Annotated in this window: 27 protein-coding genes; 16 read left to right on the top strand and 11 right to left on the bottom strand. The window is 60.4% G+C overall.

Annotated features, from left to right (window positions below; all coding sequences use genetic code 11):
• Positions 1-82: 82 nt before the first annotated feature.
• Positions 83-832, top strand: coding sequence for an SDR family oxidoreductase (locus ACQZ5G_RS13260; RefSeq protein ID WP_448736614.1), 750 nt, complete (start codon positions 83-85; stop codon positions 830-832).
• A gap of 25 nt (positions 833-857) precedes the next feature.
• On the opposite strand, the gene ACQZ5G_RS13255 is transcribed toward ACQZ5G_RS13260, so the two are convergent.
• Both ACQZ5G_RS13255 and serB read right to left on the bottom strand, forming a co-directional pair.
• On the bottom strand, positions 858-1,421 hold the full coding sequence (locus ACQZ5G_RS13255; protein ID WP_448736615.1) for a GNAT family N-acetyltransferase: 564 nt from the start codon (positions 1,419-1,421) through the stop codon (positions 858-860).
• Positions 1,418-2,308 carry a phosphoserine phosphatase SerB gene (gene serB / locus ACQZ5G_RS13250; RefSeq protein ID WP_448736616.1) on the bottom strand — a complete coding sequence of 297 codons (891 nt, stop codon included), beginning with the start codon at positions 2,306-2,308 and terminating at the stop codon, positions 1,418-1,420. The genes ACQZ5G_RS13255 and serB overlap by 4 nt, the downstream gene beginning before the upstream one ends.
• Here serB and miaA point away from each other — a divergent pair.
• On the top strand, positions 2,307-3,203 hold the full coding sequence (miaA, locus tag ACQZ5G_RS13245; protein WP_448736617.1) for a tRNA (adenosine(37)-N6)-dimethylallyltransferase MiaA: 897 nt from the start codon (positions 2,307-2,309) through the stop codon (positions 3,201-3,203). The two genes, serB and miaA, sit on opposite strands and share 2 nt — an antisense overlap.
• 7 nt (positions 3,204-3,210) lie before the next feature.
• On the opposite strand, the gene ACQZ5G_RS13240 is transcribed toward miaA, so the two are convergent.
• Positions 3,211-5,220 (bottom strand): ATP-binding protein, encoded by a 2,010-nt coding sequence (locus ACQZ5G_RS13240; RefSeq protein ID WP_448736618.1) that lies wholly within the window; start codon positions 5,218-5,220, stop codon positions 3,211-3,213.
• 382 nt (positions 5,221-5,602) lie between these two features.
• On the opposite strand from ACQZ5G_RS13240, the gene ACQZ5G_RS13235 reads away from it, so the two are divergent.
• The 4 genes from ACQZ5G_RS13235 (at position 5,603) to ACQZ5G_RS13220 (ending at position 9,011) form a co-directional block, all read left to right on the top strand.
• Positions 5,603-7,396 (top strand): acetolactate synthase 3 large subunit, encoded by a 1,794-nt coding sequence (locus ACQZ5G_RS13235; protein WP_035239227.1) that lies wholly within the window; start codon positions 5,603-5,605, stop codon positions 7,394-7,396.
• 19 nt (positions 7,397-7,415) lie between these two features.
• Positions 7,416-7,988 (top strand): acetolactate synthase small subunit, encoded by a 573-nt coding sequence (gene ilvN, locus ACQZ5G_RS13230; protein WP_003522378.1) that lies wholly within the window; start codon positions 7,416-7,418, stop codon positions 7,986-7,988.
• Positions 7,989-8,119: 131 nt separating this feature from the next.
• Positions 8,120-8,488, top strand: coding sequence for an ArsR/SmtB family transcription factor (locus ACQZ5G_RS13225; RefSeq protein ID WP_031233868.1), 369 nt, complete (start codon positions 8,120-8,122; stop codon positions 8,486-8,488).
• Positions 8,481-9,011 (top strand): SRPBCC family protein, encoded by a 531-nt coding sequence (locus tag ACQZ5G_RS13220; protein ID WP_448736619.1) that lies wholly within the window; start codon positions 8,481-8,483, stop codon positions 9,009-9,011. The genes ACQZ5G_RS13225 and ACQZ5G_RS13220 overlap by 8 nt, the downstream gene beginning before the upstream one ends.
• 173 nt (positions 9,012-9,184) lie before the next feature.
• On the opposite strand, the gene ACQZ5G_RS13215 is transcribed toward ACQZ5G_RS13220, so the two are convergent.
• Entirely contained in the window at positions 9,185-10,030 is an 846-nt protein-coding gene (locus ACQZ5G_RS13215; RefSeq protein WP_448736620.1) for an aldo/keto reductase, read from the bottom strand.
• Positions 10,031-10,194: 164 nt separating this feature from the next.
• Between ACQZ5G_RS13215 and ACQZ5G_RS13210 the strand changes: the two genes are divergently transcribed.
• On the top strand, positions 10,195-10,788 hold the full coding sequence (locus ACQZ5G_RS13210) for a LysE family translocator (RefSeq protein ID WP_080818672.1): 594 nt from the start codon (positions 10,195-10,197) through the stop codon (positions 10,786-10,788).
• Positions 10,789-10,794: 6 nt separating this feature from the next.
• Here ACQZ5G_RS13210 and ACQZ5G_RS13205 read toward each other — a convergent pair whose 3' ends face one another.
• From ACQZ5G_RS13205 to ACQZ5G_RS13195, 3 genes are read right to left on the bottom strand one after another with little or no spacing between them, the layout of a single operon-like run.
• Positions 10,795-11,583, bottom strand: coding sequence for an anti-sigma factor family protein (locus tag ACQZ5G_RS13205; protein WP_448736621.1), 789 nt, complete (start codon positions 11,581-11,583; stop codon positions 10,795-10,797).
• Entirely contained in the window at positions 11,580-12,137 is a 558-nt protein-coding gene (locus tag ACQZ5G_RS13200) for an RNA polymerase sigma factor (protein ID WP_448736622.1), read from the bottom strand. Before ACQZ5G_RS13200 ends, ACQZ5G_RS13205 begins: the two co-directional genes overlap by 4 nt.
• Positions 12,121-12,501: a COG4315 family predicted lipoprotein gene (locus tag ACQZ5G_RS13195; RefSeq protein WP_448736623.1), complete on the bottom strand. Its 381-nt coding sequence runs from the start codon at positions 12,499-12,501 to the stop codon at positions 12,121-12,123. Before ACQZ5G_RS13195 ends, ACQZ5G_RS13200 begins: the two co-directional genes overlap by 17 nt.
• Positions 12,502-12,634: 133 nt before the next feature.
• Here ACQZ5G_RS13195 and ACQZ5G_RS13190 point away from each other — a divergent pair, with 133 nt between their 5' ends.
• The 3 genes from ACQZ5G_RS13190 to ACQZ5G_RS13180 all read left to right on the top strand — a co-directional run bounded on the left by ACQZ5G_RS13190 (position 12,635) and on the right by ACQZ5G_RS13180 (position 14,680).
• Positions 12,635-12,994, top strand: coding sequence for an ArsR/SmtB family transcription factor (locus ACQZ5G_RS13190; protein WP_448736624.1), 360 nt, complete (start codon positions 12,635-12,637; stop codon positions 12,992-12,994).
• Positions 12,991-13,473: an SRPBCC family protein gene (locus ACQZ5G_RS13185; RefSeq protein ID WP_448736625.1), complete on the top strand. Its 483-nt coding sequence runs from the start codon at positions 12,991-12,993 to the stop codon at positions 13,471-13,473. Before ACQZ5G_RS13190 ends, ACQZ5G_RS13185 begins: the two co-directional genes overlap by 4 nt.
• A 79-nt stretch (positions 13,474-13,552) precedes the next feature.
• Positions 13,553-14,680 carry an ATP-dependent DNA helicase gene (locus ACQZ5G_RS13180; protein ID WP_003522390.1) on the top strand — a complete coding sequence of 376 codons (1,128 nt, stop codon included), beginning with the start codon at positions 13,553-13,555 and terminating at the stop codon, positions 14,678-14,680.
• Between the two features lie 6 nt (positions 14,681-14,686).
• On the opposite strand, the gene ACQZ5G_RS13175 is transcribed toward ACQZ5G_RS13180, so the two are convergent.
• Positions 14,687-15,385, bottom strand: a complete 699-nt coding sequence (locus tag ACQZ5G_RS13175) for a MerR family transcriptional regulator (protein WP_003522391.1) — start codon at positions 15,383-15,385, stop codon at positions 14,687-14,689.
• A gap of 236 nt (positions 15,386-15,621) precedes the next feature.
• Here ACQZ5G_RS13175 and ACQZ5G_RS13170 point away from each other — a divergent pair, with 236 nt between their 5' ends.
• Together ACQZ5G_RS13170 and ACQZ5G_RS13165 are read left to right on the top strand one after the other, a co-directional pair.
• Positions 15,622-16,377: a pyridoxine 5'-phosphate synthase gene (locus ACQZ5G_RS13170; protein ID WP_448736626.1), complete on the top strand. Its 756-nt coding sequence runs from the start codon at positions 15,622-15,624 to the stop codon at positions 16,375-16,377.
• A 71-nt stretch (positions 16,378-16,448) separates the two neighbouring features.
• Positions 16,449-17,714, top strand: coding sequence for an NAD(P)/FAD-dependent oxidoreductase (locus ACQZ5G_RS13165; RefSeq protein WP_448736627.1), 1,266 nt, complete (start codon positions 16,449-16,451; stop codon positions 17,712-17,714).
• A 228-nt stretch (positions 17,715-17,942) separates the two neighbouring features.
• Here the strand turns inward: ACQZ5G_RS13165 and ACQZ5G_RS13160 are convergent, their stop codons facing one another.
• A complete protein-coding gene (locus tag ACQZ5G_RS13160) occupies positions 17,943-18,989 on the bottom strand; it encodes an NAD(P)-dependent alcohol dehydrogenase (RefSeq protein WP_448736628.1) in 1,047 nt (348 codons plus the stop codon).
• A 191-nt stretch (positions 18,990-19,180) separates the two neighbouring features.
• Here ACQZ5G_RS13160 and ACQZ5G_RS13155 point away from each other — a divergent pair, with 191 nt between their 5' ends.
• The 3 genes from ACQZ5G_RS13155 to ilvC all read left to right on the top strand — a co-directional run bounded on the left by ACQZ5G_RS13155 (position 19,181) and on the right by ilvC (position 22,216).
• Positions 19,181-20,089 (top strand): AraC family transcriptional regulator, encoded by a 909-nt coding sequence (locus tag ACQZ5G_RS13155; protein ID WP_003522396.1) that lies wholly within the window; start codon positions 19,181-19,183, stop codon positions 20,087-20,089.
• A gap of 404 nt (positions 20,090-20,493) precedes the next feature.
• Complete coding sequence (locus ACQZ5G_RS13150) at positions 20,494-21,147, top strand: TetR/AcrR family transcriptional regulator (protein WP_003507581.1); 654 nt, start codon at positions 20,494-20,496, stop codon at positions 21,145-21,147.
• A 49-nt stretch (positions 21,148-21,196) separates the two neighbouring features.
• Positions 21,197-22,216: a ketol-acid reductoisomerase gene (ilvC, locus tag ACQZ5G_RS13145; RefSeq protein ID WP_035260000.1), complete on the top strand. Its 1,020-nt coding sequence runs from the start codon at positions 21,197-21,199 to the stop codon at positions 22,214-22,216.
• 70 nt (positions 22,217-22,286) lie between these two features.
• Here ilvC and ACQZ5G_RS13140 read toward each other — a convergent pair whose 3' ends face one another.
• Both ACQZ5G_RS13140 and ACQZ5G_RS13135 read right to left on the bottom strand, forming a co-directional pair.
• Entirely contained in the window at positions 22,287-23,318 is a 1,032-nt protein-coding gene (locus ACQZ5G_RS13140) for an endonuclease/exonuclease/phosphatase family protein (RefSeq protein ID WP_003522399.1), read from the bottom strand.
• 111 nt (positions 23,319-23,429) lie between these two features.
• Entirely contained in the window at positions 23,430-23,882 is a 453-nt protein-coding gene (locus ACQZ5G_RS13135; protein WP_003522400.1) for an RbsD/FucU family protein, read from the bottom strand.
• A 273-nt stretch (positions 23,883-24,155) separates the two neighbouring features.
• Here ACQZ5G_RS13135 and ACQZ5G_RS13130 point away from each other — a divergent pair, with 273 nt between their 5' ends.
• Positions 24,156-25,400, top strand: coding sequence for an aminotransferase-like domain-containing protein (locus ACQZ5G_RS13130; RefSeq protein ID WP_035223971.1), 1,245 nt, complete (start codon positions 24,156-24,158; stop codon positions 25,398-25,400).
• The last annotated feature ends 251 nt before the right edge of the window (positions 25,401-25,651 follow it).

The following is a 25,651-nucleotide window of genomic DNA, read 5'->3' as shown; positions in this document are numbered from 1 at the left end:
CCGCCCGGTCAGGCAGGAATCGGGTGGTTGTGATCCCGGCCGCTCTCTAATTCTTGGTCTCCATCGAACGGAGGCCAAGGATATGAAATTACTTGAAAACAAGGTTGCCATCATCACCGGCGCGTCATCCGGCATCGGCCGGGCGACGGCGATGCTGTTTGCCGCCGAAGGTGCGGCCGTTGTCATCAATGCGCGCGGCGAAAAGGCCCTGCATGAGGTTGCCGCAGACATTCGTGAGGCCGGCGGTCGTGTTCACACGGTTGCCGGCGATGCCGGTGTTGCCGAAACCCATTCCCGGTTAGCGGATGAGGCTATAAGTGTCTTCGGTGGCCTCGATATCGCCGTCAACAATGCCGGTGCGGTGGGAGCCATGAAGCCGCTGGCGGAGATTTCGCCTGCGGAATGGGATCATGCGCTCAACGTCAATCTCACCTCCGCCTTTCTGGGCGCGCGTTACCAAATACCGCCGATGTTGATGCGGGGTGGCGGCTCCATCGTCTTTACCTCGAGCTTTGTCGGCACCAGTGCAGGCATACCGGGCATGGCGGCTTATGGCGCGGCCAAGGCGGGGTTGATGGGGCTGGTGAAAGGCATCACCGCCGATTATGCCGTGAAGGGCATTCGCGCCAATGCGTTGCTGCCCGGCGGGGTCGATACACCTGCCGCAGGAGACGACGCGCAAAAGGAATGGGCCGCCGGCCTGCATGCGATGAAACGTATCGCTGAGCCGCCGGAAATTGCGCGGGTAGCGCTTTTCCTCGCGAGCCCCATGGCGAGCTTCGTCGCCGGTGCCGCTCTGTTCGCCGATGGCGGCAATGCCGCGGTGAAATGACCTTGGGAACTGGCGGGCAGGTGTCTTATCGCGCCCGCCATTCCTCCAGCGTCAGCGCATAGGTGACGTGCGGCCGCAGATGCGGATGTGTGTCTTCCGGCACGCGCGGATGGTCGAAGTCGCGGGAAGGATCGCGCTTCAGGCCGATGCGTTCCATCACCGCCGTCGAACGATGGTTGTCGTGCACGGCGAAGGAGACGATTTCGGGCGTTTCCTTTTCATCGAAGGCCATGACGAGCAGCGACTGCGCCGCTTCCGTGACATAGCCGTGCCCCCAGAATCGGGTGGCGAGCCGCCAGCCGATCTCCATGGTGCCGACCGGGAAGGGCGGATCGAGGTTCATGACGGGGGAGATACCGCAGAAGCCCATGACTTCGCCGGTCTCGCGCAATTCCATTGCGTAGAAGCCGTAACCGCTGCCGCGGATCATTCCGTTGATGGTTTCCAGCACGGCGTCCGCTTCCGCATGGCTGCGGCGGAAGGGGAAAAACTCCATGACCTTTTCGTCGGCGTTGATTTCGCGGAACAGGTCACGGTCGCTCTCCTTCCACTCGCGCAGAATGAGTCGTGGCGCCTCTCGGATGATCATGGAGTGACAAAATCCGTCTTGCGATAGCCCTGAATGTAAAGAAGCGCGGTCAGGTCGCCATGGTCGATGCGCATCTGCGCCTCGGCGGCCACGGCCGGCTTGGCGTGCAGGGCAACGCCTGCACCGGCCAGATGCAGCATGCCCAGATCGTTGGCGCCATCGCCGACCGCCATCGCCTCTTCCGGCGAGATGCCGAGCCTTGCGGCAATATCGTTCAGCGCATCCACCTTGGCCTGTTTGCCGAGGATCGGTTCGGCAACGGTGCCGTCAAGCTCGCCATTGGCTTCGCCGAGCAGATTGGCGCGGTTCTCATTGAAACCCAGCATGGCGGCGACGCGGCCGGTGAAGACGGTGAAGCCGCCGGAAACGAGGGCGGTGTAATAGCCCTTGGCCTTCATGGTGGCGATCAGCTCCCTGCCGCCGGGGGTAAGCGTGATGCGCTTTTCGATGACATCGTCGATAACCGAGACAGGCAGACCCTTCAGCAGCGCCACACGTTCCCTCAGTGCGGGTTCGAAGGCGATCTCGCCATTCATGGCGCGGGCGGTAATAGCGGAAACTTTTTCCTTCAGTCCGACTTCGGCGGCCAGCTCGTCAATGCATTCCTGGCCGATCATGGTCGAATCCATATCGGCGATCAGCAGTTTCTTGCGGCGCTGATCCTGTTCCTGGATGACGATATCGATCGGTTTTCCGACAAGCTCGGCTGCAATGGCACTGCGAGCCTGTTCGGCTGCGGTGCCGGAAGGCAGGGCAATATCGCAGGCGATGCCATCGGCCAGCCAATAAAGGCCCGATGCGTTGACGGCCTTTGCGGCCGCCTCGCCGAGGGCCGGTGTCAGAACAGGATTTGACGGATTGGCGATAAGCGTGGCAACGAGAGCCATGATGAAAAACCTTGATGAGAATTTTGATGCGATCCTGATAACCGGCCCGACGGCAAGCGGCAAGTCCGCGCTTGCGCTTCGTCTGGCGCGGGAGCGGGACGGCGTCGTCATCAATGCCGACAGCATGCAGGTTTACGACACGCTGCGGGTGCTGACCGCGCGGCCGTCCGAAGACGAGATGGAGGGCGTGCCGCATCTTCTCTACGGCCATGTGCCGGCGAGCAGCCTCTATTCAACCGGCGAATGGCTGCGGGAGATTTCCGCCCTGCTTGCGGATTTGCGCGGGCAGGGGCGTTTGCCCGTCATCGTCGGCGGTACGGGGCTTTATTTCAAGGCGTTGACGGGTGGGCTTTCCGACATACCCGTCATTCCCGATGACATCCGCGATGGGCTGCGTGCCCGGCTGATCGGGGAGGGGGCGGCTGCGCTCCATGCCGAACTCGCACTGCACGATCCGGCCATGGCGGATATGCTGCAGCCGGGAGACGGCCAGCGTATCGTCCGGGCGCTGGAGGTGCTCAAGGCGACCGGAAAGTCGATCCGGGATTTTCAGCGCGCCAGCGGCCCGATGATCGTCGATCCCGGCCGGGCGCAAAAATTCGTCGTCCTGCCGGAAAGGCCGGTGCTGCATAACCGCATCAACCGGCGTTTCGAGATGATGATGGATAGCGGGGCGGTGAAGGAGGTGCAGGCGCTTCTCGCGCTCAACCTCGCATCCGATGCCACCGCAATGAAGGCGATCGGCGTTGCCCAGATTGCCGATATGCTGGCCGGGCGGATCGGCGAGGCGGAGGTGATCGAAAAATCGGCGGCCGCGACCCGTCAATATGCCAAACGGCAGATGACCTGGTTCCGCAACCAGATGGGGGACGACTGGACACGTATCCAGCCGTGAGCGCCCATCAGTCTTTCCGGTAGAGACTGCCGAGCGGCTTCTTCAGCAGGCTTTCGCGGAGCGAAGGACGTGCATCGCCGGGCGGTGGGCCATTCTGTGCCTGCATCTGGAAACTCGCCTTGCGCAATTCGTTGACGGCGCCGGAGGCGGCATCGGTTGCTGCCGGATTTGGCGATGGGGAGAGCGTGCGGCCCGGCAGCATGTCCGGGCGGTAGGGCTCGTATCCCTCCGGTGCGGCCGTTCCCAGTTCCCGCTTCCAGCGGTCGATGTCGTCCGTCTCCCGTGGTGCGGCTGCCGGCTCCGGCAGATCGGAAAAGGCTGCTTCGACGCTTTGCTGGAAGCCGGTGATAACAGGCTTGGCCGTGGCGCGCATGCGGGTGACGATATTGTTCAGATCGACCGTGTCAGGGGTTTCATGGTTCGTATGGCTGATGGTGCCGCTTGCTTTCGGCAATTTTGCCGTGGCCACGCGGTCGAAACGCATGCGCATCGGTACATTGACGGCCTCGCCGAAGGCGATGGCCTCGCCATTGCCGATGGAAGACAGAAAGCTGGTGGTCGAGGTCGATGCGTTCGGTACGGCGGAGAGAATGATCTTCTGGTCGATCTCGTTCGACAGCCGCATGGCAAAAACGGTCGAGCATTGCGACAGGATGGTCTGGTCCAGCTCGCTTGGCCGCTGGCTGATGACGCCGAGCGAAATGCCGTATTTGCGGCCTTCCTTGGCGATCTGGGCAATGGATTGCCGGGTGGGGAAAAAGCCGCGCTCTGGATCGGCGGGCACATAACGATGCGCTTCCTCGCAGACGACAAGCATATGCAGCGAGCCGCGCGCCAGCACCGCCAGTTCGAAGGACATGCGGCAGAGGACGGAGACCACCGAATTCACCACTTCGGAGGGGATGCCGGAAAGCTGGAACACCGAAATCGGCTTGCCTTCCCCGGGAATGCGGAAAATATGCGCGACCGTCTCCAGAATGGTGTCGCTGATCGTATTGCTGGAGAACATGAAATTGTAGCGCGTGTCGTTGATGGCCGAGAGGATGCGGCCTTTCAGCGAGCGCAGCGCGGGTTTTTCGCCACGCCCTTCCAGCCGGCCGATACGCTCGTCGATGAGGGCGAGAAGATCGGCCATGCGATAGGGCACCGGCGTATCCGGCGTGATCGCGCTCTTGTCGGAGGTGCGGCGCACGGCGGAACCCTCGGTGCCGCGAAATGCCTTTTTCGCTTCCGGAACGAGGTCGCGAAGGACATCCATTTCTTCCGGCACGGGCTTGCGGCCGCGGAAAATCACTTCCGCAAATTCCTCAAGGCGCATCAGCCAGAAGGGAAGATCCAGCGTATCGGTGTCGATGACGACCGAATGATCGGGAAAGGCGGCCGCGAATTCATTATGCGGATCGAGAATGAGGACACGCAGCTTCGGGTCGGTCTCGATCGCTTTGTTCAGAAGCAGCGAGACGGCGGTGGTCTTGCCCACACCCGTCGAGCCGACGACGGCGAAATGTTTGGCGAGCATCTGGGGAATGCTGATGGTGGCGTTGATCGTATCGTCCTGCGTCAGCCTGCCGATCGTGCAGGCGTCGCGCTTGCCGCTGTCGTAAATCTTGGCAAGATCGCTGGTGCGGATGCGATGCGCCACTGCACCCAGATAGGGGTAACGGGAAATGCCGGTGGAAAAGCGCTCGCTGCCGTCCTCGGTGCGATAGACTTCGCCAACCAGTTCAACCTCGATCAGCAGCCTGTTCGGCCTGTCCGCCGCCCAGTAGTCCTCGCCGGTTCGCATGGAAAAAACCAGCGCCGCCACACGGCTCGTACCCATTTCGATGGAGATCAGGCGTCCGACGGACCAGAGCTGCGAGACATCGGTGGTGCCGGGTTCCGTTTCGGCGGCGATGGTGGCATGCGCACCGTTACAGGCGATGACGCGGCCCAGCATGCGGTTCGCCGGCTGCTGGCCGGATCGCCGTTCGTTTTCGTCCATGCGGGACGCACTATGAAACGTGTCGTTACTCACATTTTTTCCCGGTACATGCGGATGATCGCGGTGGTTCGGGCAGTATCTGCGTTCTCGATATTAAAAGATTATGCTTAACAACATGTGTACCGGCTGCGTTCGAAAATTTCGCGCAAGCAGCCTTTCGGGTAATAAAAGAAGGCGGCGGCGATTTTTTCCTGCAATATGCGTTGACGGCTGGCGCTTTTGTGGCTAACACTCCGGCCCATGAAAAATCTTAACGTACTTATCGTGGTGGGACGGCGCATGGGCAGGATGGTGTAACCATCCGGCGAAAGCACCCATGCGCTGAACGAGGCTCCTCTAGGGGCCTTTTTTTATGTCTTCAAACAGGCCCTCGGGCTCCTCGATATCCAAAGCCAAAGCGGGATGGAAACAGGCAATGACGGATAAGGACAATACGGAAAACAGCAATCGCATGACAGGTGCGGAGATCGTTCTGCAGGCGCTGAAGGACAATGGCGTCGAGCACATCTTCGGTTATCCGGGCGGTGCCGTGCTTCCGATCTATGACGAGATTTTCCAGCAGGAAGACATCCAGCATATCCTCGTGCGCCACGAGCAGGGCGCTGGCCATGCCGCCGAAGGTTATGCCCGTTCCACCGGCAAGGTCGGCGTCATGCTCGTCACCTCCGGCCCCGGCGCGACGAATGCGGTCACTCCGCTGCAGGATGCGCTGATGGATTCCATTCCGCTCGTCTGCCTGTCCGGTCAGGTTCCCACCACGCTCATCGGTTCCGACGCGTTCCAGGAATGCGATACCGTCGGTATCACGCGCCCCTGCACCAAGCACAACTGGCTGGTCAAGGACGTCAACGAGCTGGCGGGCATCATCCATGAAGCCTTCCGTATCGCGCAGACGGGTCGTCCCGGTCCTGTCGTCGTCGATATTCCGAAGGACATCCAGTTCGCCACCGGCACTTACACGCCGCCCTCCGCTGCCACCCAGCACGAGAGCTACAAGCCGAAGGTTCAGGGCGATCTGAACGCCATTCATGCCGCCATCGACCTGATGTCGAAGGCGAAGAAGCCGGTTTTCTATACCGGCGGCGGCGTCATCAATTCCGGCCCGGAGGCAACCCGGCTGCTGCGCGAACTGGTCGAGCTGACCGGCTTCCCGATCACCTCGACGCTGATGGGTCTCGGCGCCTATCCGGCTTCCGGCAAGAACTGGCTCGGCATGCTTGGCATGCACGGTTCCTACGAAGCCAATATGACGATGCATGATTGCGACGTTCTGGTCTGCGTCGGCGCGCGTTTCGACGACCGAATTACCGGCCGCATCAATGCGTTTTCGCCGAATTCCAAGAAGATCCATATCGATATCGACCCGTCCTCGATCAACAAGACGGTTCGCGTCGACGTGCCGATCATCGGCGATGTCAGCCATGTTCTGGAAGATATGGTTCGTCTGTGGCGCGCTCTGCCGAAGAAGGTTGAGAAGGCGCAGACGGCCGACTGGTGGGCGCAGATCGAGCGCTGGCGCGCCCGCAATTCCTTCGCCTACAAGAATTCCAACGACGTCATCATGCCGCAATATGCCTTGCAGCGGCTTTATGAGGCGTCGAAGGGCCGCGACACCTATATCACCACTGAAGTCGGCCAGCATCAGATGTGGGCGGCGCAGTTCTTCGGCTTCGAGGAGCCGAACCACTGGATGACCTCGGGCGGTCTCGGCACCATGGGTTACGGCCTGCCGGCGGCCATCGGCGTTCAGGTCGCGCATCCGGACGCGCTGGTCATCGATATTGCCGGCGATGCCTCGATCCAGATGTGCATTCAGGAAATGTCCTGCGCCATCCAGTACGGTCTGCCGGTGAAGATCTTCATCCTCAACAACCAGTATATGGGCATGGTGCGCCAATGGCAGCAGCTGCTGCATGGCAACCGCCTGTCCAACTCCTATACGGAAGCCATGCCCGATTTCGTCAAGCTGGCGGAAGCCTATGGCGCGGTCGGCATGTATTGCGACGATCCGAAGGAACTGGACGACAAGATTGCAGAAATGATCGCGGTCAAGAAGCCGGTCATTTTCGATTGCCGCGTCGCCAATCTTGCCAATTGCTTCCCGATGATCCCGTCTGGTAAAGCCCATAACGAGATGCTGTTGCCGGATGAGGCGACGGATGAAGCTGTTGCCAACGCCATTGACGCCAAGGGCCGTCAGCTAGTCTGAGCCGGGAGAGGAAAAGGACATGAACGCACACCTACAACCCACCGGTTCCGCCTATTTCATCCAGAAGGAAACGGCTGCCGTTGAAAATCACACGCTGTCGGTTCTCGTCAGCAACGAGCCGGGCGTTCTCGCCCGGGTCATCGGCCTGTTTTCCGGCCGCGGCTACAACATCGAAAGCCTGACGGTTTCGGAAACGGAACATGAGGCGCATCTGTCGCGTATCACCATCGTCACGCGCGGCACGCCCATCGTGCTGGAGCAGATCAAGGCGCAGCTTGAGCGCATCGTGCCGGTGCACCGGGTTCTCGATCTCACCGTTCGCGCCCGCGAACTGGGGCAGGAGCGGCCTATCGAGCGCGAAGTGGCGCTCATCAAGGTCGCCGGTTCCGGCGAGGACCGTGCTGAGACGCTGCGCCTTGCCGATGCGTTTCAGGCCAAGGTGGTGGATGCGACGGTGGAGCATTTCATCTTCGAGATCACCGGCAAGTCGTCGAAGATCGACCAGTTCGTGGCGATCATCAAGCCGCTCGGCCTGATCGAGATTTGCCGCACCGGTATCGCGGCGATGAATCGCGGCCCGCAGGGGATGTAACCTCCATATCCGGAGCATATGTTGGAATATAAGCCCGCGGTTCGCCGCGGGTTTTTTTATGGCTTCGCCCGGATCGGCAGATATTCAACCATATGGTTGACTTTTTGGGTCGGCAGTCTATATTCAACAACATGGTTGAATTATCCGCTTCACATCTCGATACCGTCTTTCATGCCCTTGGCGACGCCACGCGGCGCACGATGCTACGCGATCTTTCCCTTGGTGAGCGAACGGTGAGCCAGTTGGCCCGGCCGTTCGACATATCGCTCGCCGCCGCCTCGAAACATATCAAGGCGCTGGAAAATGCGGGGCTTATCCGCCGCGAGGTGAGGGGGCGCATCCATGTCTGCCGCCTTGCGCCGGAACCCTTGGCAGAGGCGCATGAATGGCTCGATTTCTACCGACAGTTCTGGGGCAGCCGCCTCGATATTCTTGAGCAGATGCTCAGGGAGGATGATCAGGGAAAAATCCCTGCAGATGGAGGAAATGACAATGGCTGATATTGCAATGCCTGACGCCTATGGCCGTCTTGTCGAACCGACGACCCTGAAGATCGAACGGCTGCTGCCGGGGCCGATCGAGCGGGTATGGGCCTATCTGACACAAAGCGAGCTTCGCCGTCGCTGGCTGGCTTCCGGCGAAATGCGGCTTGCGCCCGATGCGCCGTTCGAACTCGTCTGGCGTAACGATGAGCTTTCCGATCCGCCGGGCCGTCGCCCGGAAGGCTTTTCCGAAGAGCACAGAATGGCGTCCCGCATCATCACCGTCGTTCCGCCGCACCGCCTTGTCTTCAGTTGGGGCGAGGGCGCGGAGGTGTCCATCGAGCTTCAGGCTCTGGGCAAGGACGTGCTTCTGACGCTGGTCCATCGCCGGCTTGCGGATCGCACGACCAAGCTCAATGTCAGCGCCGGCTGGCACGTGCACCTCGACATTCTCGCTGCCCGGCTTCAGGAAGAGGAACCGGGACCCTTCTGGGATACCTGGCTGGGGCTGAAAGAGGAATACGAGCAGCGCATACCGTAATGAAGCGCGGTGCGTTCTCATGGTCTGACGGCGCGGCTTGTCGCGCCGTTTCGTCTGGTCCGGGATTGATGACGCATCCCCGAACAACAGGCCTGCTTTTCGGCGTGGCGTTCACATTCCGATTCAACCGCTTGAGCGATTGATTCCGAAGTGTTTCGTAACCCTCTGTTACCTCACAGCATTTCCAGCGAGGTCTTGCGCATGGGCGGCGGGAAGACGGCATCCAGCGCCGCCCAGTCTTCCTCGGTTATTTCAAGATCGGTCGCGCCGCGATTTTCCTCGACACGGGAAACGCTCGCGGATTTCGGGATGGCGATGACGCCGTCTCTTTCCAGAAGAAAGGCCAGAGCCAGTTGCGCCGGTGTCGCCTGATAGGCCTTGGCGATGCGGATGAGTTCGTGGTTCTTCAAGATGCGGCCCTGCTCGATGGGGGAATAGGCCATCAGCGGCACGCCGCGCTCCTGGCACCAGGGCAGCAGCGAAAACTCCGGCCCACGCCGGGACAGATTGTAGAGCACCTGATTGGCCGCGCAGTTCTTGCCGCCGGCAACCGCGAAAAGCTCCTCCATGTCGTCGGTGTCGAAATTGGAGACGCCCCAGTCGCCGATCTTGCCGTCTCTCTTCAGCCTTTCGAAAGCCGCCACGGTTTCTGCAAGCGGGTGCTCGCCGCGCCAGTGCAGCAGATAGAGGTCGATATGGTCGGTGCCGAGCCTTGCAAGGCTGCGTTCGCAGGCCTCCGCCGTGCCTCTTTCGCTGGCGTTCCAGGGGTAGACCTTGCTGACCAGAAACACGTCCTGTCGACGGCCGGCGATGGCCGCGCCGACCACCTCTTCCGATCTGCCGTCCGCATACATTTCCGCCGTGTCGATCAGCGTCATGCCGAGATCGATTGCCTTGCGGATGCTTTCGACCTCCTGCGGCGCGGATGATCTCGTCTCCCCCATGTTCCAGGTGCCGAGGCCAAGGGCCGGAACCTCTTTTCCGGAGGGCAGGGTGACGGAAGGAATATCGTCATACATGGGTTCGCTCCAGCGGTTGGTGATCGGACAATAGAACTTTGTTCCAACTTCTCAAAGCCGGCATGAAGAGGATCGATCCATCAAAAAAATTGACCACGGCCATCGATCCGGCGGGGTGGCCTGATGTTGGCTCGACGGATAGGATTTCGGCTCAAGGAGAATTCATGACTGTCGAAACTCTTGTCGCGCTGGTGCTGTTTGCCTTCACCACATCCATCACACCCGGCCCGAACAATATGATGCTTTTTGCCTCCGGCGTGAATTTCGGATTCCGCCGCACCATCCCGCATATGCTGGGCATCGGGGCGGGGTTCCTGTCGCTGCTGATCGGGGTCGGCTTCGGTCTCGGCGCGTTGTTGCATTCGGTGCCCGTGCTTTACACCGGGCTGAAATTCGCAGGCGGGCTCTATCTCGTCTGGATCGCGTGGAAGATCGGCACCTCCCGCAGCCTGAGCGAAGGTTCGGCCGCATCGGAGCCGATGAGTTTCCTTGCCGCGGCCGCCTTTCAGTGGGTCAATCCCAAGGCGTGGGTGATGGCGGTGACGGCAATGGCGACCTATACGGATGAGCGGCAATATTTCCTCACCGTGCTTCTCGTTGGCGTGGCCTTCGCCGCGGTCAATCTTCCCAGCGTTTCCACCTGGGCGGGTTTCGGCTCTGCCTTGCGGGAATGGCTGGCTGTGCCGGTCCGGCTCAAATGGTTCAATATCACCATGGCCGTCCTTCTCGTCATCAGCCTCTGGCCGATGCTGAAATAACGGTCTTCACGTCGGAAACTGCCGGTAACATTCCTCGGCGATCGCCTGCACCTCGTCGCGCGTCAGTTCGGCGGACACGGCGTAACCCAACTCATTGTCGATCCAGTAGAAGGTCTCGATGCCGTCTGCGCTGGCCATACGGAAGCTGGTGGTGCGATTTTCCTCGTTGTGGCCGATCAGCACCGTCACCCGCCGGCCGGTCTTGTCCTGATACATCAGCATCGCGCCCGGCTTGCCGCTGACGGGAATAAGACGCCCGCCGACGAGGTCGTATCCGATCTTCGAGAGATCGGGGATGGCGAAGGGGTAACCGAGCCGCTTGCCGAGCCATGTCGCAAGATGCTGCTGTTCGCCGGCGCCGACTTCGACGGGATGGCGCACCTCGCTTGCATAGATGAGATAGGCGGATTTCGCCTGCGCCGGAATATCCGTCGTCAGCGATGCCAGCGTCACGTCCTGCGGTGTGGAAAAAGACGGTGGTAGAAGCCTGCCCGCCGCAGCACCCGCCACGAAGATCAAAAGGGCGGCCGCTATTTGCAGCAGAACCGGTTTTGCCCGCCATGCGCGGTCCGTCTTTTGCGGGCTGAGCAGCGATGCGTCATGCGGATGTGCGGCGGCATAGGAGGCGAAGGCATTGCGCAGAATGTCTGCCTGTTTTCTCCACTGCTCCACACGGGTCTGCTCTTTCGGCCTTTCCGCCAGCCAGGCCTCGACAGCCGCGCGATCATCGTCGGAAAGAAGTCCGTCGACATAGGCGTGCAGATCGTCTTCGGTTATGGCGTCGAGCCGTTTCATCTTGGTCTCCGCAGGGGAATGATATTATCCGCCGCCAGGTGCTGGCGAAGGGTTTCGCGGGCACGGGACAGTCTCGACATGACGGTGCCAAGCGGGATCGCCAGGGTCTCTGCCGCCTCCTGATAGCTGTAGCCTTCAACGGTCACCAGCATCAGCACGGCGCGCATATCCGGCGAGAGAAGCGCAAGCGCGCCATGCAGCCGGTCGTTCTCCAGCGTGTCGGAGAGCGTTTCCGCGCCAGCGATGCTCTCATGGCCGTCGAGGCTTTCCGACGGGTGACGTTTCTCGGCGCGGTGGCGGTTGCGATAAAGATTCGTCATTATCGTGTAAGCCCATGTTTTCAAACCCGTTCCGCGCCATTGCCTTTTGTTGGCCAGCGCCTTTTCCACGCAGTCCTGCAAGAGGTCCTCGCCATCGGCGTCGGAGCGGGAAAGGCTGCGGGAATAACGGCGCAGCATGGGTATCAGCGCCAGCATCTCCGTCTCGAAGCTGCCGGCCGCGGGGGAGTGGCTCCCCCGCATTTTTCCCGTCATGCCATCAGGGTTTTGCGGCATCCCATACACCGTTCATACCGTCGCCGGTGGCATCGCCCTTTTTGGTATCCTTGACCCAGTAATAAAGCGGCATGCCGTCCTTTGCCCACTGCATCTTGCCGTCCTTGCGCTTCACGAGCGAGTAAGCACCATCGGCCTTGTCACTGGCGGCCGCGAAAAACGGCGGCCAGTTTACCGCGCATTTGTCGTAACAATTGGATACGCCCTTCTTGTCATTCTTGAAAGTGTAGAGCGTCATGCCTTTTTCGCCGGCAAGCACATTGCCTTTGTCGGTCTTGACCGTTTCGACCGCAGGTGCGGCATAGGCCGTGCCGGCAAAAGCCAGAACGAGGGCGGGAACGATAAAGCGGATCTTCATGGACATATCCTCCTTGGTTCGGGCGGGCTCAAGCCGCCAGCACATCAAGAGACACCGCCGCCCGCCGATTTATTCCCCGTTTCGCGATATTTTTAAACTTATCCATTGAGCTAAGTGTTTTGCCATGATAGTTAGCCTTATGGAAAACTATTCTGACGCGCTCGACGACATCTTCCAGTCTCTTGCCGATCCGACCCGCAGGGCCGTTATCCTGCGGCTGGGCGGCGGGGAGGCGAGCATCGGCATGCTGGCCGAACCCTTCGATATGGCGTTGCCGTCCTTCATGAAACATATCCGTCAGCTAGAGGAGGCGGGGCTGATCGTGACGCGCAAGGAGGGGCGGGTCCGCTTCTGCGTGCTGGAGAAACAAAGGTTTTGCATGCTCGATGGCTGGCTTTCGCAACAGCGCGCCATCTGGGAAGGCCGCACCGACCGGCTCGAACAATTCGTCATGGCGCAACAGGACAGGATGTCCAGCAAAAGGGAAAATGACCAATGACCGAGACTTTCAATCCCGATCTCGACCTGAAGATTTCACGCGTCATAAGGGCGCCACGCCGGCTGGTCTGGAATGCATGGACCGACAAGGCCAGCCTCGAACAATGGTGGGTGCCGCATCCGGGCCAATGCCGGGTGGACAGAATGGAGCTTCACCCCGGCGGCGCTTTCGAGACGCGCTACAGCGAAGACGGCAAGGAATTCGGCCAGCATGTCAGCGGCTGTTTCCTAGCGGTGGATCATGAGGAGCGTCTCATCTTCACCGATGCGCTGACCGCAGGTTTTCGCCCCTCCGCCCAGCCGTTCCTCACCGCCGTGATGACATTTCGCGATCACCCTGATGGCATGGAATATGTCGCTTATGCCATGCACAACAACCTTGCCGACCGCGATAGGCATGCGGAGATGGGTTTCTTCGACGGCTGGAACACGGTTGCGGAGCAACTGGCGCAACTTGTCGAGAAGCAGGCGGCGCATTGAAGCCGTCATTCTCATCCCGCGATTCATCTTTCGTTCTTTTTCTGTTGCGCATCAGGCTCGAATCCTGCGATGAGGGCGCATGTTATTTTCACCGCAACAGGACGAAGCGCTCAAGGCGGTTTCCCGCTGGCTGAAAGAAGGCCGCACCCCGGTTTTCCGGCTGTTCGGTTATGCCGGAACGGGCAAGACGACGCTTGCCAAACATTTTGCGGAAAATGTCGATGGCGAGGTGCTGTTTGCGGCCTTCACCGGCAAGGCGGCGCAGGTGCTGCGTTCGCGCGGGGCGACCAATGCCCGCACCATCCATTCGCTGATCTACCGCCCGCGTGGCGAGGAAACCGTTGAAGACGAGGAAACCGGCAAGACCTCGATTGCGCCGATGTTCTCCATCAACCGCCAGAGCCCGCTCGCCAAGGCGGCGCTGATCATCATCGATGAATGTTCGATGGTGGATGAGCAGCTTGGCAGGGACCTGATGAGCTTCGGCACGCCCATCCTCGTGCTCGGCGATCCGGGGCAGTTGCCGCCGGTTTCTGGCGGCGGCTTCTTCACCGAGCAGGAGCCGGACTATCTGCTGTCGGAAATTCATCGGCAGGCCAAGGACAATCCCATCATCCATCTCGCCATGGATGTGCGGGAAGGCCGGGAGATCATGCGCGGCGATTACGGGACCGCGCAGGTGATTTCCAAATCCGAGGTGACGCAGTCGCTGGTGCTCGATGCCGATCAGGTACTCGTCGGCACCAACCGTACCCGCCGCCGCTATAATCAGCGGCTTCGCGAGCTGAAGGGCTTTACCGCCGATTACCCGCAATCCGGTGACAAGCTGGTCTGCCTCCGGAACGATCCGGCCAAGGGCCTGCTGAACGGCTCGCTCTGGCAGGTGATGAGTTCATCGCGCGAGACGGTGAAGCCCGGCATCAACCTGATGATCCGGCCCGAAGACGACGATATGGATCGTGGTGCTGCCAAGATCAAATTGCTGAAGGCGGCTTTCGAGGATGTGGAGACGGAAATTCCGTGGTCCACGCGCAAGCGTTATGACGAGTTCGATTTCGGCTATGCGCTGACCGTGCACAAGGCGCAGGGTTCGCAATGGAACAACGTGGTTCTCTTCGACGAGAGCTATGCTTTCCGGGACTCGCGCGAGAGGTGGCTTTACACCGCCATTACCCGTGCGGCAGAGACACTGACCATCGTTCGTTGATCGTGACTATGCACGGATGACGCCGAGCAGAACCGCCTTGGCGACCGCCTGAAAGCGGTTGCTGGCATTGAACTTGCCGATGATCTTCGCCTCGAGAACATTGAGATCGCTGCCCGAAAGACCAAGGGCGCGGGCGAGCCTCACCGGGGCGTAACCCTCCGCCATCAGTTCCAGACATTTTCGTTCGGTGTCGGTGAGGGCGATGTCCTTTGCCGGGGCCCGTTCCGCGCCATCCATGCCGTCCGCATCCGTGTCGGTGACCAGTAATTCCTCGATCTGCTGGGCCTGGCGCTGAAGGGTGGAAAGCTCGGCCGTCAATTCCCGCTTCCGCTGCCGCAGCGCGGCGTGGAATATGTCGTCCGCCTCGTCCTGCGAGAGCGAACGGACGAATTTCTCCATGATCTCGGTAATGGCGGCGACGGAAATGCCCACTTCGCGGCAGACGTTGATGACGGCCATGCGCTGGACATTGCGATGGGTATAGACCCGCATCTGGCCGATGCGCTTCGAGGTCAGCAGCGCCTTTTCCTCGTAAAAATGCAGTGTCCGATGGGTCACCCCGAAGATATTGGCCATGTCGGCGATGGGCACGGGTTCTGCGGGCAGGGAGGAGGGCAGGCTTATATCCGGTAGAAAGCTGCTGATCCTTAGATTGGGTTTGTCCTCGTCGCCGTGACTTTCGAACGGCATACGGCCATCCTGCATTGTCTCCCCCTTCGCGCTCTTTGACAGTGTGCCTGCCTTTTTAAAGGTGTCCGTTGCTTGTTCCCCCAAGACGGACATGTTTTCCGATCAAGACCTCATGCCAAACGCTACATCAGAACCGTAACGTGTATTGCCTGTTTTCGTTCCCGCAATAATAAAAAATTCGCCGGCCTTCTTGCGATTGGCCTCAACCTGCGTGAAACAGGATGTCAATTCCGAACCGGAGCCCCGATGCCATGCCCGCAAAACTTTCTGTCAATCTGAACGCAATTGCCATGTTACGCAACCGCCGCGATCTTCCATGGCCGGATGTCGCGCATTTCGGGCATATTGCACTGGCGGCGGGGGCAAGCGGGCTGACTGTACACCCGCGGCCGGATCAGCGCCATATCCGCTTTTCCGATCTGCCGGTGCTGCGCGCCCTGATCGACGACAGTTTTCCCGGCGCGGAATTCAACATCGAAGGTTATCCGACCGAGGATTTCCTCGTTCTTTGCGAAAAGACCCAACCGGAGCAGGTGACGCTGGTGCCCGACGACCCGTCGCAGGCAACCTCCGACCACGGCTGGGATTTCCGCAAACACGGCGTTTTCCTGAAAGACGTGGTGGGACGCCTGAAAGCCGGCGGCATGCGCGTCTCGCTTTTTGCCGATGGCGATGGCGAGCGCGAGCCGGTGGAACTGGCCGCCGAGACGGGTGCGGCGCGCATCGAACTTTACACCGGCCCCTATGGCGGCTGTTTTGACGATCCGCAAAAGGGCGATGCGCTTCTCGAAAAGCTCGGGCAGACGGCGGATCATGCCAGAGCGCTCGGGCTTGCCGTCAATGGCGGCCATGACCTCACCGTCGCAAACCTGCCCAGGCTGATGAAACGTATCCCTTATCTGGCTGAGGTTTCCATCGGTCACGGGCTGACGGCGGATGCGCTGGAATATGGCATGGCTGAAACAGTCCGGCGTTTTTGTCACGCCTGCGGTCAGCCTATTTCATAACCAAAGTCAATTTTTTCGCCTATGCTTTGGCTGCGCATGCTCCGTGCGCGAGCTTTTGAAGGCAGAGACATATGCAAGAACATCATGTTGTCGTCGTGGGTGGAGGCTTCGGCGGTTTGCAACTGGTACACGGGCTGGAGGGGGCCCCTGTCCGCATCACATTGATAGATCGTCGCAATCACCACCTGTTTCAGCCATTGCTTTATCAGGTTGCGACGACGGCTCTGGCGACATCCGAGATCGCCTGGCCGATCCGCCATCTCTACCGCGACCGCAAGGAGGTCACGACCCTGCTTGCGGAGGTGACCGGCATAGACCGGGCGGCGCGGACCGTGCATTTAAGTTCGGGTCAGGTGATCGGTTTCGATACGCTGGTGCTGGCAACCGGCGCCCGCCACGCCTATTTCGGCCGCGACGAGTGGGAGCGCTCCGCCCCCGGCCTCAAGACGCTCGAAGATGCAACGACAATCCGCCGCCGCCTGCTTCTGGCTTTCGAGCGGGCCGAACTCGCCACCAGCGAAGAGGAACGGCAGGCGCTGCTGACCTTCGTCATCATCGGCGCAGGCCCGACGGGCGTGGAAATGGCGGGCATGATTGCCGAACTGGCCCACAAAGCGCTGCCGGCGGAATTCCGTAATGTGGATACCAGAAAGACCCGGGTGCTGCTCGTCGAGGCCGGCCCTCGCGTTCTACCGGTCTTCACGGAAGACCTTTCGGCCTATGCGAAGGAAGCGCTCGAAAAACTTGGCGTCGAGGTTCTGCTCGGCACGCCGGTGACGGCGTGCAGCGATGAGGGCGTGACGGTGGGCGAGACCTATTACCCCTGCCGCACCGTTGTCTGGGCCGCCGGCGTGCAGGCGTCGCCCGCCGCGAAATGGCTCAACGCCGCCGCCGACCGGGCGGGACGTGCCGTTGTCGGGCCGCATCTTCATCTGGAAGACGATCCGAATATCTTCGTCATCGGCGATACGGCCGCCGTCAATCAGGAAAACGGCAAGCCGGTGCCGGGCATCGCACCCGCGGCAAAGCAGCAGGGCGCCTATGTCGCGAAAGTCATCAAGGCGCGACTGGCCGGCCAGCCGTCACCATCGCCCTTCCGCTACAGCCATCAGGGCAATCTGGCGACCATCGGCAAACGCGCGGCGGTAATCGATTTCGGCAGGTTCAAGCTCAAGGGCGTGCTGGCGTGGTGGATATGGGGGCTTGCCCATATCTACTTCCTGATCGGAACCCGGTCGCGACTTGCCGTGGCGTGGAGCTGGCTGTGGATTTACCTGAGCGGCCAGCACAGCGCGCGGCTGATTACCCAGAAAGAGACGCTGAAGGACGAGGCCTGAAGGCCGGGCGGGCAAAGGAAAAGGGCGGGAAGCATGGCTTCCCGCCCTTGTGTTATGACAGCTGCGCCAAACTACTCCTTCGTCATGCCGGACCCGATCCGGCATCCAGTCGACGCGCATCTGCGCGGCGAGAAGAGTTTTTTCAGCCCAAGGACTTGGGCTGGCTGGACCCCGGATCTGGTCCGGGGTGACGGCGTGTGGATGTGGCGTGTGTGCCCAATCCAAGGCTCAAGCGTCGAGCGACGCCATATCGATGACGAAGCGATACCGCACATCGCTCTTCAGCACGCGCTCATAGGCTTCGTTGACATCCTGAATGTTGATCGTCTCGATTTCCGAGACGATGTTGTGCTCGCCGCAGAAATCCAGCATGTCCTGGGTTTCCTTGATCGAACCGATCATCGAGCCGGACAGGCTTTTCGCGCCGATGATGAGCGAGAAGGCGTGCACCGGGATTGCATGTTCCGGCGCACCGACGACGACCATGCTGCCCTTGGGCTTCAGGAGGCCGAGATAGGCGTTCCAGTCGATGGCGACGCCGGCCGTGCAGATGATCAGGTCGAAGGTGCCGGCCAGCCTCTCGAAGGTCGAGGCGTCGCTGGTGGCGTAATAGTCCTTCGCACCGAGCTTCAGGCCGTCTTCCTTCTTCGACAGCGTCTGCGAGAGAACGGTGATATCCGCGCCCATGGCGGCACCGAGCTTGACGCCCATATGACCGAGGCCGCCCATGCCGACAATCGCGACCTTCTGGCCGGGACCGGCGTTCCAGCGGCGCAGCGGCGAATAGAGCGTGATACCGGCGCAGAGAAGCGGTGCGGAAGCGTCGAGCGGCAGGTTGTCCGGGATCGACAGGACATAACCTTCCTTGACGACGATCGAGTCGGAGTAACCGCCATGGGTCGCGGTCTTCGTGAAGGGATCGACGTCGTTATAGGTCTGGACGAGGCCGGGCATGTAGTGCTCGTTGTCCAGATCGCGGGTGGCGCAGCCGACGCAGGAATCGACGAAGCAGCCGACGCCGACATGGTCGCCGACCTTGAACTTCGTGACCTTGGAGCCGACGGCTTTCACGACGCCGGCGATTTCATGGCCGGGAACGATCGGGTAGACGGCGTTCTTCCATTCGTTGCGGACGGTGTGGATGTCCGAGTGGCAGATGCCGGCATATTTGATATCGATGACGACGTCGTCATCGTTCGGCTCGCGGCGTTCGAAGGTGAACGGGGTAAGCGGCTTCGACGCATCGGTCGCAGCGTAACCTCTAGCAATAGCCATCTGAATATCCTTATCGAGGGGTTGGGGACGACGGAATATGCGATGGAAGTGCGAGGCGGCGTTAGAGCGATCCTCCGAGCTTTTTGCACGATCCTGCAAAAATATGGTGGCACACTCTTTGCGCGGGCCGCGCGGCTTTCTAGATAAAAGGCATCCGACGCATCTCTTCCTTCAGTTAAGGGATTTCCCCTATGTCCTTGCCGTTCAATGTCTATCAGGAGATCGCCTCCATTGCCGCGCGGCATGCTACCCAGGACGGCGAGGTGCAGACGGCAATCGACTCCCTCGGCATCAGCAGGCGCACGACGCCGAGTGCGCCTTGCCACGGCAGCTATCGCCCCTGTCTCGCCATGGTTATCCAGGGCTCGAAAAGCGTTCAATTGGGGACGGACACCATCAATTATGGCGCAGGGGATTATCTCCTGACCTCGCTTGACCTGCCGGTTGCATGGCGGGTGGTGGAGGCGAGCAGGGAGGTGCCGCATTTCTGCATCGCGCTTGCCATCGACAGCGAAAAGCTGCTCGATCTCATGCGCCGCGTGCCCATCGATCCGCCTGCCGAGCAGGCGAATGCGCAGCGCGGCATCGTCGTCAATACGGCCACGCCGGAACTTCTCGATGCGGCTATCCGCCTGTTGCGCCTGCTCGACCGTCCGGCGGACATCGCGGCCATGGCGCCGCTGATCGAACAGGAAATCCTCTACCGTATCCTGACCGGACCGGCCGGCGGGCAGCTGATGAACATCATCGCGGCCGGCAGCCATGGCAACCGCATCGCCCGCGCCATTGCCTGGCTGCGCGAGAATTTCGCACGCCAGCTGCGTATCGAGGATCTCGCCGATCATATCGGCATGAGCGTCTCGTCCTTCCATCATCATTTCAAGACGATCACGGCCATGACGCCGGTTCAGTACCAGAAACAACTGCGGCTGCATGAGGCGCGGCGGTTGATGCTGCTGGAGCGGCTGGATGCGGGCACCGCCGGCCATCGCGTCGGTTATCAGAGCCCGTCGCAGTTCAGCCGCGAATATAGCCGTTTCTACGGATTATCTCCGTCGCGGGATATTGATGCATCGCGGGAGATCAGCGCGGCTGGGTAGTTGGGAAGGTTGTGCGTCGGTTGGTGGATCGTGGCGGGTGTGGCTTTACCCCCCTCTGCCCTGCCGGGCATCTCCCCCTCAAGGGGGGAGATCGACTCGTGGTTGGGTCTCGCCCATCTCAACGTTTGCGAATGAAGCGGCGGTAGAGCTTCCTGCCGATCTCCCCCCCTTGAGGGGGAGATGCCCGGCAGGGCAGAGGGGGGGTAAGCCCCACCCACCATCAATCCGCCGCCAACACAAAACCTCCTGATAAAGCTCCCCAAGCCGGCATTCACGCTGCACCGCACCGCGTCAATTCTCGTCCTCCCCCGAAGAATCCGCTTGACCCCAACGCTGCCTCCGCTTAAATGGCGCTCGAACCGTACCGTACGGTACATTAATCGAGCCCCTGGAGTGGAAAAGACTTGGCTTCCGACCCGATCACAGCGCAGGAATTTTCGCCGCGCCAGAACGCCGTTCTGGATCAGGCATTGCGTCTATTGGTCGAGGGCGGCGAGAAAGCGCTTACCACATCCGGTCTGGCGCGTGCGGCCAACTGTTCCAAGGAAAGCCTCTACAAGTGGTTCGGCGACCGGGACGGCCTGCTGGCGGCGATGATCACCTTTCAGCAAAGCAAGGTCCGCACCTTCGAGAAGGCGGGCGACCGCGTTTCCGCACCGCAGCTTGCCGATCACCTCGAGGTTTTCGCGCATGATCTGCTGGATGTGCTGGCGGGTGACGTGTCACTGGCGCTTAACCGTCTGGCGATAGGGCAGGCGAGCCGTGACGGTTCGAAGCTCGGTGATCTGCTGCTGGAACGCGGCCGTCGCCAGATCGACCGCCGCGCTCGCGGACTGATCGAGGCGGGTCGCCGTTCCGGCTATCTGCGTTTCGATGATGCCGAGGAGGCATATCGCAGTTTTTACGGCCTTATCGTTTCGGATCTGCATGTGCGCATGCTTTTGGGCGAGGCGCCGGACAAGGATTTTTCCGCCAGGGCGAAGAAGGCGGTCGTCGCCTTTCTGACCCTCTACGGCACGGAAAAGGTACATTCGGAACTCAGCGGCAAACCCGCCTGAGATTCCGGTTCAGACAACTGAGAGACAAGCATTAGGGAAGGACCATAAAATGCGCGTTTATTATGATCGTGATGCCGATCTCAATCTCATCAAGTCCAAGAATGTCGTCATCGTTGGTTACGGCTCCCAGGGCCGCGCCCATGCGCTGAACCTCAAGGATTCCGGCGCCAAGAACGTCGTCATCGCCCTGAAGGCCGGTTCGCCGACCGTCAAGAAGGCCGAAGCCGACGGCTTCAAGGTCATGACCGTTGCCGAAGCCGCCAAGTGGGGCGACCTTCTGATGATGGCGACGCCGGACGAACTCCAGGCCGACATCTACAAGGCCGACATCGCCGGCAACATCCGTGATGGCGCAGCAATCGCTTTCGCACACGGCCTCAACGTTCACTTCGGCCTCATCGAGCCGAAGGCATCGCTCGACGTCGTCATGATCGCACCGAAGGGCCCCGGCCACACGGTTCGCGGCGAATACCAGAAGGGCGGCGGCGTTCCCTGCCTCGTTGCCGTTCACCAGAACGCTTCGGGCAACGCGCTTGAACTCGCTCTCTCCTACGCCTGCGGCGTTGGCGGCGGCCGTTCGGGTATCATCGAAACCAACTTCAAGGAAGAGTGCGAAACCGACCTCTTCGGCGAACAGGTCGTTCTGTGCGGCGGTCTCGTCGAGCTCATCCGCGCCGGTTTCGAAACCCTGGTCGAAGCCGGTTACGCACCGGAAATGGCCTATTTCGAGTGCCTGCACGAAGTAAAGCTGATCGTCGACCTGATTTATGAAGGCGGCATCGCCAACATGAACTACTCGATCTCCAACACGGCTGAGTGGGGCGAATACGTCACCGGTCCGCGCATCATCACCGCCGACACCAAGGCTGAAATGAAGCGCGTTCTGCACGACATCCAGACCGGCAAGTTCACCTCCGAGTGGATGCAGGAATGGAAGGCCGGCGCTGCCCGCTTCAAGGGTATCCGTCGCAACAACGACGCCCACCAGATCGAAGAAGTCGGCGCCAAGCTGCGCGGCATGATGCCCTGGATCGGCAAGAACAAGCTGGTCGACAAGGCCGTCAACTAAGCTTCATTGCTTGTTGGGAAAATATGGAGGCCGGAGCGAAAGCTCCGGCCTTTTTGTTTTCGATGTGCTGTCAAACGATGGTGTCGTCTTCCTCGACAACCACCGAAACGGGGAAGTGATCGGAAAAGCCACCGAGATTGACGTTTTTGACCGCATCGCCTTTCGAAAGACCGAAGCGGATCGGTCCCTCGTTCTTGCTATGGCTGACCATGGCGGCAATCGCTTCGATTTTCGCGGTTTCCTCGTGCACCTTGAAGCCGCTGCTACCGGTCAGAAGCGATCGGGAAACGAGGATCTGATCGAAGATATTGGCGTCTCCGTTGAAATAGAGCGTGCCGTAGATCGTTCTTGCAGTGCCGACGGAATCGACCACCGGCTGGCGCAGGTAATTCCAGGTTAGATTGTAGAACATGGCCGATTGCGAGTTTTCGACATCGTCGCGCTCGCGGGTGGAATTGGCGTGGTAGCGCAGCGATGCATCGGAAGGATCGTCATTGAAGTCACCGAAGGCGATGACGGCGATGTCGTTGCCTTTTTCTTCCCTGATGCGCTGGTGCCAGTAGCCCAGCGTCTCACCGGCGGTCATGCGAAAACCGGCGCTTTCCACCGCGCCGCCAGAGCGTGACGGCCAGTGATTGGAGAGCGCGATAAGCTGGCGGCCGCCTTTGGTGATGAAGGTGCATTGGGTAATGTCGCGCGTGCCGGTGCGGCGCATCACGAAATGGCTGAAAATCTCGTTTTCGTTGATCAGCAGCTTTTTGCTGTCATAGATGAAGGCGGTATCGATGCCGCGCTGGTCCTTGCTGGAGTCGGCGTGCACGACACGATAAGAACGTGCGGGCATGAGGTCGTTCAGATGCTCCGCCAGCGTCTCCAGAACGAAACGGTTCTCGACTTCGCAGACACCGAGCAGATCCGGTCCCGCGCCGCCGATCTGGCTTATGATCAGGCCGAGCTGTTTGACCTTGGTTTTGAACAGGTCCTCGGTCCAGCCTTTCAGATCGTTCTTCAGCCGCTCGGCAATCCACGGTTCTCGCGCCGGATAACCCTCCGGCGCAAACAGGTTTTCGACATTCCAGAACGCCAGGACATATTGGGTCATGATCCGCACACCTCCGGTTGGTTTTTTCAAGCCTAGTGGAAGTTTTTGCCACAACAACTTGAAATTGTCATGAAGGTGGGCGGCCGGTGCAATTCTCCCGTTTTTTTGGCCTTACTTCGCCGGCGGAATGACACCCTTCGTCAGAAGGAAGCAGCCATAAAACCGGGTTTCGCCCGTGGTGATGACGCAATAGGCTTTTTTTGCCTGTTCGTAGAAGGCGAAGCGCTCAATGCCATACATGGGAGCGGATTTTCCTTCCGCCGCGTCGATTTCCTTCTGCACTTCCACCTGTACAGGCTCCAGTTGATCCGGCGCGCCCATCACTTCCATGCGGCCGACGGAAGGCTGCAGCGGCGTGTCGAGCGGCAGAACGGAGAGGATCGCCTTCATGGCGCGGGCTGCGGAGACGTTGTCGATATGCAGCACCTTGCCGACAGTCGTGTGGCGGGCAACCGAATCGGAAGGGAAGTTGGTGTCGGAGATCACCAGCGTATCGCCATGCCCCATGGCGCGCAGCGCGTGCAGGACATCGGCATTCAGCGCCGGGTCGATATTTTTCAGCATGTCGTCAAACTCCCGTGATGCTTTCGCCGTGTTGCGGCGCGCGCGCAATCCAGCCGGAAAACCATGCTGCGTCAATCGCAAAGGTGTGATTGTGAAGCTTTGCGCAAGGGTGTATTTGGCTTTGTCCGCAAAATCGGGCCTCAAGGCAGGTCGGTTGCGGGCAAGGTGCAGGGAGGCAGAAATAATTCGAAAAACTGATAAGTCAGTATTGCTGACGTATCGACATTTCTGTAAAGATGCACGCATAAAAACGACACAAGAGGAAACGTACCCATGCTCAATTGGGAACAAATTTTCGCCACGCGCTCTTCGCGCATGAAAGCGTCCGAAATCCGTGAGTTGCTGAAGCTGCTCGAGCAGCCCGATATCATCTCCTTTGCCGGCGGTATTCCGGACCCGGCTCTTTTTCCCGCAGAGGAGTTCCAGCAGGCTTATGCGGAAATTTTTTCGGGTTCGCAGGTCAACTCGGCGCTGCAATATTCGGTGAGCGAAGGTTACAAGCCTCTGCGCGAATGGCTGGCGGGCGAAATGGCAGAGATCGGCATCGACTGCACCGCCGACAATGTCTTCATCGTTTCCGGTTCGCAGCAGGGTCTCGATTATCTCGGCAAGCTGTTCCTGTCGCCGAAGGATACGGCGCTGGTGACGTGGCCGACCTATCTCGGCGCACTTTCCGCCTTCAACGCCTATGAGCCGAATTACGACCAGTTGAACCCCGGCGGCAACCGCACGCCCGAGACCTACCGTGAGAATGCCGCCAAGCTCGGCGGTGCAGTGAAGTTCGCTTATCTTTCGGCCGATTTCTCCAATCCGACCGGCGAAACCGTCGATTTGGCCGGCCGCGAAAAGGTTCTGGCGCTGGCCGATGAGCTGGATATCGCCGTCATCGAAGACGCCGCTTACCAGTCGCTGCGTTACGATGGCGAGGCTGTTCCGCCGATCATGGCGCTCGACATCGCCCGCTCGGGCGGCATCGAGAACACCCGCACCATCTATTGCGGCAGCTTTTCGAAGACGCTCGCACCCGGCCTTCGTGTCGGTTACATCGTTGCCTCTGCGCCGGTCATCCGCAAGCTGGTGCTGATGAAGCAGGCCGCCGACCTGCATTCCTCCACCATCAACCAGATCGCCATCGAACGTGTCGCCTCGCGCGGCTTCGACAAGCAGGTCGCCAAGATCAAGGCCGCTTACAGCGCCCGCCGCGACGCGATGCTGGCCGCGCTCGATAGATACATGCCGAAGGGCACGCGCTGGACGAAGCCGGAAGGCGGCATGTTCATCTGGGTGACGTTGCCTGAGGGTATGGACGGTGCGGCTCTGCTGGCGAAATCTATCGCCACGGAAAAGGTCGCCTTCGTTCCTGGTCGCGCTTTCTTCGCGGATGGCTCCGGCACGAATACGTTGCGCATCAGCTTCTCCTGCGCCAACGAGGCGATGATCGAGGAGGGCATGAAGCGGCTTGGCCGGTTGATCGCGACGGCGCAGGCGGAAACGGGCGAGGCGCTGCCGGCGATTTGAGGGCGGCGGTTCTCGGCAGTGACGGAGGTTGTGGCTTCACCCACCTCTGTCCTGCCGGACATCTCCCCCTCAAGGGGGGAGATCGACCCGCGGTTAAGGTATCGCCTATCGCAACAGTTGAAAATGAAGTGGTGTCAGCGCCTCTTGCCGATCTCCCCCCTTGAGGGGGAGATGTCCGGCAGGGCAGAGGGGGTGAGCCGCAAGCGCCAAGGGGCATTGTTACTCCTAACCGCGATGGCCCCAAAAGATCC

The sequence above is a fragment of the Agrobacterium sp. 22-214-1 genome, from assembly GCF_053522465.1.
The sequence above is the reverse complement of the archived record's forward strand: the minus strand, read 5'-3'. Positions and strand labels throughout refer to the sequence as shown.

Coding starts and splice junctions, on each gene's coding strand:
- ACQZ5G_RS13180 (WP_003522390.1), top strand. CDS start 13,553: ATGTTATTTTCACCGCAACAGGACGAAGCGCTCAAGGCGGTTTCCCGC.
- ACQZ5G_RS13260 (WP_448736614.1), top strand. CDS start 83: ATGAAATTACTTGAAAACAAGGTTGCCATCATCACCGGCGCGTCATCC.
- ACQZ5G_RS13205 (WP_448736621.1), bottom strand. CDS start 11,583: ATGAAACGGCTCGACGCCATAACCGAAGACGATCTGCACGCCTATGTC.
- ACQZ5G_RS13160 (WP_448736628.1), bottom strand. CDS start 18,989: ATGGCTATTGCTAGAGGTTACGCTGCGACCGATGCGTCGAAGCCGCTT.
- serB (WP_448736616.1), bottom strand. CDS start 2,308: ATGGCTCTCGTTGCCACGCTTATCGCCAATCCGTCAAATCCTGTTCTG.
- miaA (WP_448736617.1), top strand. CDS start 2,307: ATGATGAAAAACCTTGATGAGAATTTTGATGCGATCCTGATAACCGGC.
- ACQZ5G_RS13220 (WP_448736619.1), top strand. CDS start 8,481: ATGGCTGATATTGCAATGCCTGACGCCTATGGCCGTCTTGTCGAACCG.
- ACQZ5G_RS13170 (WP_448736626.1), top strand. CDS start 15,622: ATGCCCGCAAAACTTTCTGTCAATCTGAACGCAATTGCCATGTTACGC.
- ilvC (WP_035260000.1), top strand. CDS start 21,197: ATGCGCGTTTATTATGATCGTGATGCCGATCTCAATCTCATCAAGTCC.
- ACQZ5G_RS13195 (WP_448736623.1), bottom strand. CDS start 12,501: ATGTCCATGAAGATCCGCTTTATCGTTCCCGCCCTCGTTCTGGCTTTT.
- ACQZ5G_RS13190 (WP_448736624.1), top strand. CDS start 12,635: ATGGAAAACTATTCTGACGCGCTCGACGACATCTTCCAGTCTCTTGCC.
- ACQZ5G_RS13175 (WP_003522391.1), bottom strand. CDS start 15,385: ATGCAGGATGGCCGTATGCCGTTCGAAAGTCACGGCGACGAGGACAAA.
- ACQZ5G_RS13185 (WP_448736625.1), top strand. CDS start 12,991: ATGACCGAGACTTTCAATCCCGATCTCGACCTGAAGATTTCACGCGTC.
- ACQZ5G_RS13135 (WP_003522400.1), bottom strand. CDS start 23,882: ATGCTGAAAAATATCGACCCGGCGCTGAATGCCGATGTCCTGCACGCG.
- ACQZ5G_RS13155 (WP_003522396.1), top strand. CDS start 19,181: ATGTCCTTGCCGTTCAATGTCTATCAGGAGATCGCCTCCATTGCCGCG.
- ACQZ5G_RS13215 (WP_448736620.1), bottom strand. CDS start 10,030: ATGTATGACGATATTCCTTCCGTCACCCTGCCCTCCGGAAAAGAGGTT.
- ACQZ5G_RS13210 (WP_080818672.1), top strand. CDS start 10,195: ATGACTGTCGAAACTCTTGTCGCGCTGGTGCTGTTTGCCTTCACCACA.
- ACQZ5G_RS13225 (WP_031233868.1), top strand. CDS start 8,120: ATGGTTGAATTATCCGCTTCACATCTCGATACCGTCTTTCATGCCCTT.
- ACQZ5G_RS13255 (WP_448736615.1), bottom strand. CDS start 1,421: ATGATCATCCGAGAGGCGCCACGACTCATTCTGCGCGAGTGGAAGGAG.
- ACQZ5G_RS13235 (WP_035239227.1), top strand. CDS start 5,603: ATGACGGATAAGGACAATACGGAAAACAGCAATCGCATGACAGGTGCG.
- ACQZ5G_RS13130 (WP_035223971.1), top strand. CDS start 24,156: ATGCTCAATTGGGAACAAATTTTCGCCACGCGCTCTTCGCGCATGAAA.
- ACQZ5G_RS13140 (WP_003522399.1), bottom strand. CDS start 23,318: ATGACCCAATATGTCCTGGCGTTCTGGAATGTCGAAAACCTGTTTGCG.
- ACQZ5G_RS13200 (WP_448736622.1), bottom strand. CDS start 12,137: ATGCCGCAAAACCCTGATGGCATGACGGGAAAAATGCGGGGGAGCCAC.
- ilvN (WP_003522378.1), top strand. CDS start 7,416: ATGAACGCACACCTACAACCCACCGGTTCCGCCTATTTCATCCAGAAG.
- ACQZ5G_RS13165 (WP_448736627.1), top strand. CDS start 16,449: ATGCAAGAACATCATGTTGTCGTCGTGGGTGGAGGCTTCGGCGGTTTG.